The sequence below is a fragment of the Pseudomonas sp. R37(2017) genome, assembly GCF_002113375.1.
GTDB lineage: Bacteria > Pseudomonadota > Gammaproteobacteria > Pseudomonadales > Pseudomonadaceae > Aquipseudomonas.
Genome location: NZ_NEHO01000014.1, coordinates 148,748 through 159,662 on the forward strand (window position 1 = coordinate 148,748; position 10,915 = coordinate 159,662).

Sequence of the window (10,915 nt, forward strand, 5' to 3'; positions counted from 1 at the left end):
GCGCCAGGCTCCGAGCGCTTTCTAAAATCGGCCGCCAGCAGACGGCCGCGCGCAACCTTTGATTCAACGCTCCAGGCGATTCAACGCACCAGGCACGGCCGCTTGTTATCGAACTTCCAGCCGGGAATCAGGAACTGCATCGCCACGCTGTCATCCCGCGCCCCCAGGCCCATGCCTTTGTACAGCTCATGAGCCTTGGCCACCTGATCCATATCCAGTTCCACCCCCAGCCCCGGTTTCTGCGGTACCTGCACGCAGCCGTCGACGATTTGCAGCGGGGCCTTGGTCAGGCGCTGGCCGTCCTGCCAGATCCAGTGGGTGTCGATGGCCGTGATCTCGCCCGGCGCGGCCGCCGCGACATGGGTGAACATCGCCAGGGAAATGTCGAAGTGGTTGTTGGAGTGCGAACCCCAGGTCAGGCCCCATTCGTGGCACATCTGCGCCACGCGCACCGAACCTTGCATGGTCCAGAAGTGCGGATCGGCCAGGGGGATGTCGACCGATTGCAACTGGATCGCGTGGCCCATCTCGCGCCAGTCGGTGGCGATCATGTTGGTCGCGGTTTTCAAGCCCGTGGCCCGGCGGAACTCGGCCATGACTTCGCGCCCCGAGTAACCGTTTTCCGCCCCGCACGGGTCTTCGGCATAGGCCAGCACGCGGTGTTGATCGCGGCACAGGCGGATGGCCTCTTTCAGTGACCAGGCACCATTGGGGTCGAGGGTGATGCGTGCCTCGGGGAAGCGTTCGGCGAGGGCCGTGACTGCTTCGATTTCGGCATCGCCACTGAGTACGCCACCCTTGAGTTTGAAATCCTTGAAACCGTAACGGGCATGGGCGGCCTCGGCCAGGCGCACCACGCCTTCGGCGGTCATGGCTTGCTCATGGCGCACGCGGAACCAGTCGTTGTCGGCGTCGGGCTCGCAGCGGTAGGCAAGGTCGGTCTGCTTGCGATCACCGACATAAAACAGATAGCCGAGCATCTTCACTTCATCGCGCTGCTGGCCTTCGCCGAGCAGGGCGGCCACCGGCACGTCCAGGTGCTGGCCGAGCAAGTCGAGCAATGCGGCTTCCAGGCCGGTGACGGCGTGAATGGTGATGCGCAGGTCGAAGGTCTGCAAGCCGCGGCCGCCGGCATCGCGGTCGGCGAAAGTCTGGCGTACCTGATTGAGGATTTTCTGATACGTGCCAATCGGGCTGCCGATCACCAGGCTGCGTGCGTCTTCGAGGGTCTGGCGAATCCGTTCGCCCCCCGGTACTTCACCGACGCCGGTGTGGCCGGCATTGTCCTTGAGGATCACGATGTTGCGGGTGAAAAACGGACCGTGGGCGCCGCTGAGGTTGAGCAACATGCCATCGTGGCCGGCCACCGGAACCACTTGCATGCTGGTGATGATCGGGGCTTTTGCAGTGTCTTGAGCGTTCATTTTCCAATCCTTAAAAAAGCGCAATTCAGGCGTGGTTGGGCGTGGACTTGGCCAGCGCCACGGCGGGGGCGGGCTTGGGTGTGTTGCGGGCGGCGAAGACGATGATGGCGGCGATGATCGAGGTCGCGGCCAGGCCGTACAGCCCGCCCTGAATGGAGCCGGTGCGTTGTTCCAGCAGGCCGAAGGTGGTCGGCGCAACGAAGCCGCCGAGGTTGCCCACCGAGTTGATCAGCGCGATGACGGCAGCCGCGATTCGCGCATCCAGGTAGGCCTGGGGGATCGGCCAGAACAGTGACGAGGCCGACTTGAAGCCCAGTGCCGCAAAGCAGATCGCAACGAAGGCGAAGACCGGCCCGCCGGTGGTGGACATGAACATCCCGGCGGCCGCAATCAGCAGCGCGGCGGCGACCCAGGCCTGCTGGTATTTCCATTTGGCGGACAGGGACGCGAAGGCGTACATGCCGACAATCGACAGCAACCATGGAATGGAGTTGAACAGCCCGACCTGGATGTCACTCAGGTCGCCCATCTTCTTGATGATGCTCGGCAGCCAGAAGGTCGCGGCGTAGATGGTCAGTTGGATGAAGAAGTAGATCAGGCAGAACAGGATGATCTGGCGGTCCTTGAGCAACTTGCCCAGTGACGGCTTGATCGGCGTCGCCGCTTCCCGGGCCAGTTGTTCATCGTCGATGGCCTTGACCAGCGCGTCCTGCTCTTCGCGGCTCAGCCATTTGGCGTCCTGGGGCCTGGAGTCGAGCCAGAACCAGACGAACACGCACAAGCCCACCGAAAACATGCCCTCGATGAAGTACATCCATTGCCAACCGTGCAGGCCCAGCCCTTCGATTTGCAGGAGCAATCCGGACAGCGGACCGGAGATCAACGACGCGACCGCCGAACCACTGAGGAAGATGGCAATTGCCTTGCCACGCTCCACACCGGGCAACCAGCGGGTGAAGTAGTAGATCACCCCGGGAAAGAACCCGGCTTCGGCCACGCCCAACAGAAAACGCAGGATGTAGAAGTGGGTTTCGTTCTGGATGAACGCCATGCCTGCGGCGACCAGGCCCCAGGTCAGCATGATGCGGGTCAGCCAGATACGCGCGCCGACTTTTTGCAGAAGGATGTTGGAGGGCACTTCGAACAGCGCGTAACCGATGAAGAACAGCCCGGCACCCAGGCCATAGGCGGCAGCGCCAATGCCCAGGTCGTGTTCCATATGGGTGCGGACAAAACCGATGTTCACGCGATCAATGTAATTGACGATGAACATGATGACGAACAGCGGCAAAACGTGACGTTTGACTTTGGCGATGGCGGACTTCAGCGCTGAATTGGCGTCGTCGTGCATCCCGGGGGTGGATGTATTCACTGCGTTTTCTCCCACTCGTTATTTTTATGCGGGGTGAAGCTGGGTGCTGCGTTGTTGATAGACATCATACAACTACGATTTTTCATCGTGCAACCCTGTTCGTCCAACAAAATGGCGCTTTTGTAGAGTGTTTTTATTCTTGTTGCGGTGCTGGCAGGTGTTTGTTTTGGCTAAGTAGGGGCGTGTTGTTGAGTGTTGTCATACAAGTTTGGCAAGATTTTCCGGGATTCCCGCCCAGTGCGGTGCTACGATTCGATGGCCCAGATTTGCGGACACCCTCATGCAAGAAGACCTCGAAATACCTGCTCGCAAGCGCAGCCATAACCTGGCCCATGACCTGGTGGAGAAGCTGACCCAGCGCATCCTGCTCGGCCAGATGCTGCCCGGTGACAAGTTGCCGTCGGAGAACACCATCGTTCAGGAGCATGGGGTCAGCCGCACGGTGGTGCGTGAGGCGATCTCGAAGTTGCAGGCCTCGGGGCTGGTGGAAACCCGCCATGGCATCGGCACGTTTGTGATCGAGCGTGCTGCGGAGCAAGGGCTGCGGTTGAATGTCGATACGGCGTTGGGGGTGCGCAGCATTCTGGAGTTGCGCATGGGCCTGGAAACCCAGGCGGCTGCACTGGCGGCCACTCGCCGCAGCGATCTGCAACTGGCGCAAATGCGTGAAGCGCTGGATGACTATCAAAGCCTGCTGGCCAACAACGACAGTTGTGTCGAAGCGGACCGGCGTTTTCATCTGTTGATTGCCGAAGCCACCGGCAATCTGTGCTTCACCGAGATCATGCAGCACCTGGGCAACGCCATGATCCCGCGCACCCGAGTCAATGCCGCCGAGCGTGGCGCCGTGGACTTGAGCAAGCTGGGCCAGTTGGCCAATCTGGAGCACGAAGCGATCCTCAATGCCATCAAGCGCCAGGACCCGGACGCGGCGCGGGCGGCGATGTGGCTGCACCTGACCAACAGTCGCGACCGGTTTGCGCCCAGTTGATGGTCAGTGACACCGAGTCATCGTTCTTCGCGAGCAGGCTCGCTCCCACAGGAGATGTGTAATGTTCATACGATCAATGTGGGAGCGAGCCTGCTCGCGAAGGCGTCAGTCCAGGCAATAAAAAGCATGGATCAGACTCGGGCAACCTGAGCAATCACCACCCGCCGTTCCAGATTCAACGCCAGCACACTCGCCAACACCACCAGCCCGCCGACCACGATCATCAGCGTTGGCTGCTCGCCAAGGGCACAAGACGCGATCACCATCGCCGTCGGCGGCGTCAAATACAGCGTCATCGTCGCCCGGCTCAGGTCCACATGGGCCAGTACATAAGCCCAGGCCAGGTACGCGAGGGCACTGGGGAAAATCCCCAGGGCGATCACCGCGAACTGCACGTGCACCGGCGCGGCAGTGACCTGATCTGTCAGGCCTGGCAGATAAACCAACAGCAGCACCGTCCCGGACCACACCGTGCAGCACACCAGCGTCAGCCCGTCGTAACGCCCGGTGTGATGCTTTTGCAGGGCAAAGTAGAGGCTCCAGGACACCGCCGCCAACAGGATCAGCAAGCCGTGGGCGTCGATGCTGCCCAGGCCATGATCGCCGGCCACCACAATCAGCACGCCAAGCAAACCGAGCAGCACACAACCCCAGCGCCACAGGCTTACTCGATCCTTGAACACGAAGCGCGCAATCAGCGTGCTGAACAGTGGCGTGGTCTGGGCCAGGACGCTCGAAGCGCCAGCGCTGACACCCTGCTGCCCGAAGTTGATCGCCACGTGGTGCAGGCTGACGGCAAAGAAACCCAGGCCGAACATCAGCGGCAGATCGCGCAAACTCGGCAGGCGTATGCCTTTGAATATCGCGACCACGGCCATGAATACCGAAGCCAGCAGGAAGCGCAGGAGCGCCAGGTGCACGGGGTCGTAGGCCTGCAAGCCGATATGGATGCCGGTCGGGGAATAGCCCCAGCACGTCACGACAAATGCCATGGCCAGGATGATTTTCCAGGGTGAAACGGGGGAGGGTGTGAGCGGCGTCATGGGGGTGCACCTGTGGGCTGATGCACCGAGTATCGGAAAGCGCATAATTCGCCACAACTGACTTATACTGCGCTAATCGTTCACTTTTGGTGATGTATGGAGCTGGCACAGATTCGCATGTTCAAGACCGTGGCCGACGTCGGCAGCATCGCCCGCGCGGCTGAAGTGCTGCATTGCGTGCCATCGAACATCACGGCTCGCATCAAGGCCCTCGAGGCTGAACTGGGTGTCGCGCTGTTTCTGCGTGAGGGCCGAGGCTTGCGCATCAGTCCGTCGGGGCAAACCTTCCTGGCCTACGCCGCGAAAATCCTTGCCCTCACCGCCGAGGCCAAGCGTGCGCTCGACCCTTGCGCCGAACCCTCCGGCCCGTTGCGCATCGGGGCCATCGAGTCCTCGGCCACCGGGCGATTGCCGCGCCTGCTGGCGAAGTTCCACAAGCGATTCCCGCAAGTGGCGCTGGAGTTGACCACTGGCACCTGGGCTCAGTTGCTCGATGACACGCTCAATCACAAGCTCGACGGTGCCATCGTTGCGGTCGACGTCGAGCGCTCGCACCTCAAGCGCACGCCGATGTACCGCGAAGAGTTGCTGTTGATCGCCTCGACATCCCTCGGACCGCTGCACGATGTGGCGGACTTGCATGACAAGACGATGTTCCTTTGGCCCCAGGGATGTCCGTACCGGGCGGCGATGGAGCATTGGTTGTTGCGCAATGGGCTGGCACTGCCGATTGTCAGCCTGGCCAGCTATGGCGCGATTGTCGGTTGCGTCAGCGCCGGGGCCGGCGTGGCGCTGGTGACCAAAGGGGTATTCGATCAATACGCCAAGGGCGCCGGGTGCGTAGCCTTTGAGTTTCCCGAACTGACGGCAATCGAGAGCCTGTTCTACTGGCACGAAAACGCCGGGGTGCATCCGGCGCGAGAGGCGTTTGTGGCGATGCTGCGCGAGGAATTTGCCTGACACGGTACCCTGTAGGAGCGAGCATGCTCGCGATAGCGTCGGCCCATCCGGCATTGATGTGCCTGACAGTCCGCCATCGCGAGCATGCTCGCTCCTACAGGGTTTGGTGTAAATTTGAAGGTCAGTTCACACCCACATCCCGCATCAACAATCCAAATTCCAGTTCCACCGCGTCCGGTATCGGCAAATACACCGTGTGCCCATCCCCCGGTGCAACCTCGATCGCTTCGCCCTTGGCGTTCTGCAACTGATGCAGGTCGAAGTGGAAGTTGCCCTTGGGCGTCATCAGTTCCATGTGGTCGCCCAGGCCAAAGCGGTTTTTCACCTTGATCTCGGCCAGGCGATCCCGGCGCTGTCCCGTCAGTTCGCCGACAAACTGTTGCCGCTCCGACACTGAGCTGCCGTTCTGGTAGTTCTGGTATTCGTCATGCACATGCCGGCGCAGAAAACCTTCGGTGTAGCCGCGTTGGGCGAGGGATTCCAGGTCGGTCATCAGGCTGCGGTCGAAGGCTCGGCCCGACACCGCGTCGTCGATGGCGCGGCGATACACTTGGGTGGTGCGCGCGCAATAAAAGTGCGATTTGGTCCGGCCTTCGATTTTCAGGGAGTGCACGCCCATGTGCGTCAGGTGTTCGACGTGCTGCACGGCACGCAGGTCCTTGGCGTTCATGATGTAAGTGCCGTGTTCGTCTTCGAAGGCCGGCATCTGTTCGCCGGGCCGATTGGCTTCCTGCAGCAGGAACACCTGTTCAGTGGGTGCGCCGATGCCCAGGGTCGGTTCTGGCTCGAATGTCTGCACGATCTCGCCAAGCTGGTTTTCCATGGCCGGTTGCGCCGAATATTTCCAGCGACAGGCATTGGTGCAACTGCCCTGATTGGCATCGCGCTTGTTCATATAGCCCGACAGCAGGCAGCGCCCGGAGTAGGCCATGCACAGCGCGCCGTGCACGAACACCTCCAGCTCCATGGTGGGCACGTGCTCGCGGATCTCGGCGATTTCTTCCAGCGACAACTCCCGCGAAAGGATGATCCGGCTCAGGCCTTGCTGCTGCCAGAACTCGACACTCGCCCAGTTCACCGTATTGGCCTGCACCGAAAGATGGATCTGCATCTGCGGGTAGTGCCGGCGCACCAGCATGATCAGGCCGGGGTCGGACATGATCAGCGCATCCGGGGCCATGGCGATCACCGGTTCAAGGTCCTTGAGGAAGGTCTTGAGCTTGGCGTTGTGCGGTGCGATGTTCACCACCACGTAAAAGCGCTTGCCCAAGGCCTGGGCTTCACGAATGCCGAGGGCCAGGTTGGCGTGGTCGAATTCGTTGTTGCGCACCCGCAGGCTATAGCGCGGCTGGCCGGCGTACACGGCATCGGCGCCGTAGGCGAAGGCATAACGCATGTTTTTCAGGGTGCCGGCGGGGGCGAGCAGTTCTGGCGCGGAGAGGTTCATGGCGGTGTCGGTCGCAAAAGCCGCACAGGGTAAAGGCCCCGTGGCGATGGTTTATTGATCTGGATCTATGCCTGATCGATAAAACGCTGGCATTCGCGCGAGCCGTAGCGGACTGAACCGCGGGTGCAGCTGACTCAGGCGCTGAGCCGGCCGGACTGGCCGCTGCCGATTTTTTGCGACAGCGCCTGGGCGGCGGGCAGCGAAGTGAGCGGGCCGCTGATCTGCACGCCGTCCTGTACCAGATACCAGCAGGCGAGCATACCCAGCTCTCTGAGCTGTGGGGGGACGGCGCTACCGATAACGGACATGATCTGAACCTTGGACATGACAAGTACCTCCATCAATCTGTGGAGCTACTTTAAGGTCCGGGGGCCTTGAGGGGTAATCAACGCTTTCGATAGTGGTCATTGATGCCAGAGGGGGCAAGCGACCGTTGGTCGGTCAGTTGACCACCTGATCGAGCATATGCACCACTTCCTGCTCGCTGAGCAGGCCCTTGCGCACCAGGCTTTGCGTCAGCAGCGAGAGAAACTTGGCGCTGCGATGACCTTCCAGCTGCTTGAGTTCGGTCAGGGCGTTGTACACCTTGCTGGAGGTGCACAGACCGACGATGCGGTGCGGGTTTTGCGTTGGCATGTGGTCGTCCTTGTTGTTATCAACCTGTTATCGACGGACAGCAGCGAGCTTGCGCAACTGTGATGACAAAAATATGACCGTTTGATGCCGCACGGCAGAAAACCGGTCGTGTCCATCTTGCCAACTTTCGCCGTGCGCACTGTCCCGATAGCGACCTTGGCGAGATTTATCCAGACCTCGGGCATCCATGTCAGGCCAAAATGCGATCAACTGTAGGAGCGAGCCTGCTCGCGATGGTCGCCAACGATAACGCTGGAAGCCTGGTGCCCCGCGCTGTTCCTGCATTCATCGCGAGCATGCTCGCTCCTGCAGAGGGCAAAAAAGCCCCGCGTTATCGGCGGGGCCGGATGAACTGGTTACCAGCGACCGTGGCGGTAGTAGCCGCGTGGCGGGCCGTAGTAGTAACCATGGGGTGGTCCGTAGTACACCGGGGCCGGACGGTAGTAGATGGGTTGTTGCACATAGACCGGGGCCGGTTGGTAGTAGACCGGAGGCGGTGGTGCGTAATAAACCGGAGGCGGTGCCGCGTAGACCGGTTGCGGCGCGACATAGACCGGGCGGTTGGCGTTGATCAGAGCCGAGCCGACAATGGCAGTACCGACGATTGCGCCGAACACCGCTGGGCCCTGCCAGTAATTGCCACCACCATGGGCTTGCGCCTGTCCTGCGATAGCGAGGGCGCCGATCAGCAAGGCTACTGTGGGGATTTTACGGATCATGATAGTTCCTCGGTTCTTCAGCCCGGCGCCTGTGTCTGCGATAGACCCAGGGATTGTCGCGGGGATACTTCTAAGACAGCGTATTTCTGAAAAACAGCACGGCCACCAGGTAAATTTTGTGTAAGGTCTGTACCGACTTTCTTACCGACCCGTGTAAGTCCGTTGGAACAGGCTTACATGATCGATCAGAACCCGATGGAGGGCTAATCCCGTCCATCCGAAAAGTGCATTCGAAGGAGCTTTCCCATGCAGATGAACCCCAACAAAGACACCCAGCTGTGCATGTCCCTCTCAGGGCGTCCCGGGAACTTTGGCCTGCGTTTTCACAATCATCTGTATGAACAACTGGGCCTGAATTTTTACTACAAGGCCTTTGCCAGCCAGGACCTGACGGGGGCCGTTGCCGGCATTCGCGCCCTGCGGATTCGAGGCTGTGGCGTGTCGATGCCGTTCAAGGAGGCCTGCATTGCCCTGGTCGATGAACTCGACGCCTCTGCCGCCGCCATTCAATCGATCAACACCATCGTCAACACAGATGGCCATCTCAAGGCCTACAACACCGATTACATCGCCGTTGCCCAGTTGCTGGAAAAGCACCAGGTGCCCAAAGACTCGACCTTTGCCTTGCGTGGCAGCGGCGGCATGGCCAAGGCCGTGGCGAGCGCCTTGCGCGATGGCGGCTATGAAAACGGCCTGATCGTCGCCCGCAACGAGCGCGCGGGGCAGGCGCTGGCGCAGTCGTTGGGGTATGAGTGGCAGGCGGAGTTGGGCAGTCGTCGTCCGCAGATGCTGGTCAACGTCACGCCCATCGGCATGACGGGTGGGCCGGAGGCCGATCAACTGGCCTTTGAACCTGACGTGATCGAACAAGCGCAGACCGTGTTCGATGTGGTGGCGATTCCCTCGGAAACACCGTTGATCGTGCGTGCTCGTGCCGAAGGCAAACGGGTCATTACCGGGCTGGAAGTGATTGCGATCCAGGCGCTGGAGCAATTTGTGCTTTATACCGGGGTGCGGCCAACGGATGAGCAATTCCACAAGGCCGTGGCGTTTGCCCGCAGCTAGGAGAGGCAAGTTCAGCCTGCCCGCGATAGCGTCGGTCCATTCGGCATTGAGGTGACTGACAGTCCGCCATCGCGAGCAGGTTTTGTGGCGATCACACATGCCCGTCAGTCCACGTCCCCCTGTGGGAGCGGGCCTGCCCGCGAAAGCGTCGGCACATCCGGCATGAATGTGACTGACAGTCCGCCATCGCGAGCAGGCTCGCTCCCACAGGTTTTGTGTCGATCAGGCTATTCGAGCCGGGCCAGCCTTTCTTCCAGTGCGGCAATCCGTGCTTCCAGTTCTTCGATGCGCTCTACCGAAACCCCGCTGCTGCTGCGTTCGGAAGGGTTTTGCCGTGCGGCCATGATCGCCTCGATATCCGCCGGGTCGCCCAGGGCGTGGGTGTAGCGGTCTTCGCGCTGGCCGGCTTGACGGGGTATCAGCACGGCCAAACCCCGGGCAATCAGGCGTTCGAGTTGATGCACGACCTGTTCGGCGTCTTCGAACTCATGCATGCGGCCGCTGCGGGTCAGCAGTTCATTGACGGTCTGCGGGCCGCGCAGAAACATCAGCCCGGTCAGGATCACCTGCGCCGGCACCAGTTCCAGGGCCTTGTCGACCTTGTGTTCCCAGCGGTCGGCGCGGCTGCCCATCACCAGCCTGGCGAAGCCGCGTCCTTCGAGGGCGCGCAGGCTCTGGCCGACCTGGCCGGGGGTCAGGTTCATCACCGGCTCGCGGCTGGTTTTCTGGTTGCAGGCAATCACCAGGGCATTGAGGGTCAGGGGATAGGTTTCCGGGCTGGTGGCCTGTTTCTCGATCAACGAACCCAGAATGCGGATTTCCGTACTGTTGAGCCGCGGTTCGTCGAAGGTCGTTTCTTGTTCAGTGCTCATGGTTGTGAGTCCTTACCCGGTTCGTGGTTTTCTTTCGCGTGGATGCACTTTAGATTGACAGGCGCCAATGGCAATCGAATTTGTTGCTCCGCTGTGCGAAAGGACAAAAAGTGCATGAAATGTTAACGCCTTTTTTACAAATGGCCGGGCACCGTATGCGGGGTCGCGCGCGAGTGCGTCCATAGGGCGGGATATTGTTGGCGTCATCGCCCTGAATAGTTGAACCCTGCATCGAGTCGGCCGGTGTACTACACCTTCATTCGCCTCTGCTTAAAAAATCCAATAAAGGCGAGAGTGACTCCATGAGCCAAGACATTTTTGTATCCGTACTGATTCCCGCCAAGAACGAAGCGAACAACCTCAAGCCATTGCTCGAGGAAATCCGC

General features: G+C 60.7%; 11 protein-coding genes and 1 pseudogene. 4 read left to right on the plus strand and 8 right to left on the minus strand.

Translation table 11 applies throughout. The features are described 5' to 3' along the window. Nucleotides 1–80: 80 nt before the first annotated feature. Together gudD and CAG47_RS21085 are read right to left on the minus strand one after the other, a co-directional pair. Nucleotides 81–1,424, minus strand: a complete 1,344-nt coding sequence (gene gudD, locus CAG47_RS21080) for a glucarate dehydratase (protein WP_085726989.1) — start codon at nt 1,422–1,424, stop codon at nt 81–83. 25 nt (nt 1,425–1,449) lie between these two features. Then, nucleotides 1,450–2,796: an MFS transporter gene (locus CAG47_RS21085; protein WP_085726991.1), complete on the minus strand. Its 1,347-nt coding sequence runs from the start codon at nt 2,794–2,796 to the stop codon at nt 1,450–1,452. Between the two features lie 280 nt (nt 2,797–3,076). On the opposite strand from CAG47_RS21085, the gene CAG47_RS21090 reads away from it, so the two are divergent. Beyond that, a complete protein-coding gene (locus tag CAG47_RS21090) occupies nt 3,077–3,787 on the plus strand; it encodes a FadR/GntR family transcriptional regulator (protein WP_085726994.1) in 711 nt (236 codons plus the stop codon). A gap of 131 nt (nt 3,788–3,918) precedes the next feature. Here the strand turns inward: CAG47_RS21090 and CAG47_RS21095 are convergent, their stop codons facing one another. Further along, complete coding sequence (locus CAG47_RS21095; RefSeq protein ID WP_085726996.1) at nt 3,919–4,830, minus strand: DMT family transporter; 912 nt, start codon at nt 4,828–4,830, stop codon at nt 3,919–3,921. A gap of 96 nt (nt 4,831–4,926) precedes the next feature. Between CAG47_RS21095 and CAG47_RS21100 the strand changes: the two genes are divergently transcribed. Further along, nucleotides 4,927–5,790 (plus strand): LysR family transcriptional regulator, encoded by an 864-nt coding sequence (locus CAG47_RS21100; protein ID WP_085726998.1) that lies wholly within the window; start codon nt 4,927–4,929, stop codon nt 5,788–5,790. A gap of 121 nt (nt 5,791–5,911) precedes the next feature. Here CAG47_RS21100 and yegQ read toward each other — a convergent pair whose 3' ends face one another. The 4 genes from yegQ to CAG47_RS21120 form a co-directional block, all read right to left on the minus strand. After that, nucleotides 5,912–7,237 (minus strand): tRNA 5-hydroxyuridine modification protein YegQ, encoded by a 1,326-nt coding sequence (yegQ, locus tag CAG47_RS21105; protein ID WP_085727000.1) that lies wholly within the window; start codon nt 7,235–7,237, stop codon nt 5,912–5,914. 134 nt (nt 7,238–7,371) lie between these two features. Next, complete coding sequence (locus tag CAG47_RS21110) at nt 7,372–7,563, minus strand: hypothetical protein (RefSeq protein ID WP_085727002.1); 192 nt, start codon at nt 7,561–7,563, stop codon at nt 7,372–7,374. A gap of 115 nt (nt 7,564–7,678) precedes the next feature. After that, a complete protein-coding gene (locus tag CAG47_RS21115) occupies nt 7,679–7,873 on the minus strand; it encodes a hypothetical protein (RefSeq protein ID WP_085727004.1) in 195 nt (64 codons plus the stop codon). Nucleotides 7,874–8,229: 356 nt separating this feature from the next. Continuing rightward, nucleotides 8,230–8,592, minus strand: coding sequence for a hypothetical protein (locus CAG47_RS21120; protein ID WP_085727006.1), 363 nt, complete (start codon nt 8,590–8,592; stop codon nt 8,230–8,232). 246 nt (nt 8,593–8,838) lie between these two features. On the opposite strand from CAG47_RS21120, the gene CAG47_RS21125 reads away from it, so the two are divergent. Then, entirely contained in the window at nt 8,839–9,657 is an 819-nt protein-coding gene (locus CAG47_RS21125; RefSeq protein WP_085727008.1) for a shikimate 5-dehydrogenase, read from the plus strand. A gap of 227 nt (nt 9,658–9,884) precedes the next feature. On the opposite strand, the gene CAG47_RS21130 is transcribed toward CAG47_RS21125, so the two are convergent. Further along, nucleotides 9,885–10,529, minus strand: a complete 645-nt coding sequence (locus tag CAG47_RS21130) for a YceH family protein (RefSeq protein WP_085727010.1) — start codon at nt 10,527–10,529, stop codon at nt 9,885–9,887. Nucleotides 10,530–10,831: 302 nt separating this feature from the next. Between CAG47_RS21130 and CAG47_RS28315 the strand changes: the two are divergent. After that, a pseudogene (locus tag CAG47_RS28315) lies at nt 10,832–10,915 on the plus strand (dolichol-phosphate mannosyltransferase); the annotation flags it as partial.

Bases quoted from the DNA above. Each gene is read 5' to 3' on its own strand.
- CAG47_RS21090 (WP_085726994.1), top strand. From the start codon at position 3,077: ATGCAAGAAGACCTCGAAATACCTGCTCGCAAGCGCAGCCATAACCTG.
- yegQ (WP_085727000.1), bottom strand. From the start codon at position 7,237: ATGAACCTCTCCGCGCCAGAACTGCTCGCCCCCGCCGGCACCCTGAAA.
- gudD (WP_085726989.1), bottom strand. From the start codon at position 1,424: ATGAACGCTCAAGACACTGCAAAAGCCCCGATCATCACCAGCATGCAA.
- CAG47_RS21100 (WP_085726998.1), top strand. From the start codon at position 4,927: ATGGAGCTGGCACAGATTCGCATGTTCAAGACCGTGGCCGACGTCGGC.
- CAG47_RS21115 (WP_085727004.1), bottom strand. From the start codon at position 7,873: ATGCCAACGCAAAACCCGCACCGCATCGTCGGTCTGTGCACCTCCAGC.
- CAG47_RS21095 (WP_085726996.1), bottom strand. From the start codon at position 4,830: ATGACGCCGCTCACACCCTCCCCCGTTTCACCCTGGAAAATCATCCTG.
- CAG47_RS21125 (WP_085727008.1), top strand. From the start codon at position 8,839: ATGCAGATGAACCCCAACAAAGACACCCAGCTGTGCATGTCCCTCTCA.
- CAG47_RS21110 (WP_085727002.1), bottom strand. From the start codon at position 7,563: ATGTCCAAGGTTCAGATCATGTCCGTTATCGGTAGCGCCGTCCCCCCA.
- CAG47_RS21120 (WP_085727006.1), bottom strand. From the start codon at position 8,592: ATGATCCGTAAAATCCCCACAGTAGCCTTGCTGATCGGCGCCCTCGCT.
- CAG47_RS21130 (WP_085727010.1), bottom strand. From the start codon at position 10,529: ATGAGCACTGAACAAGAAACGACCTTCGACGAACCGCGGCTCAACAGT.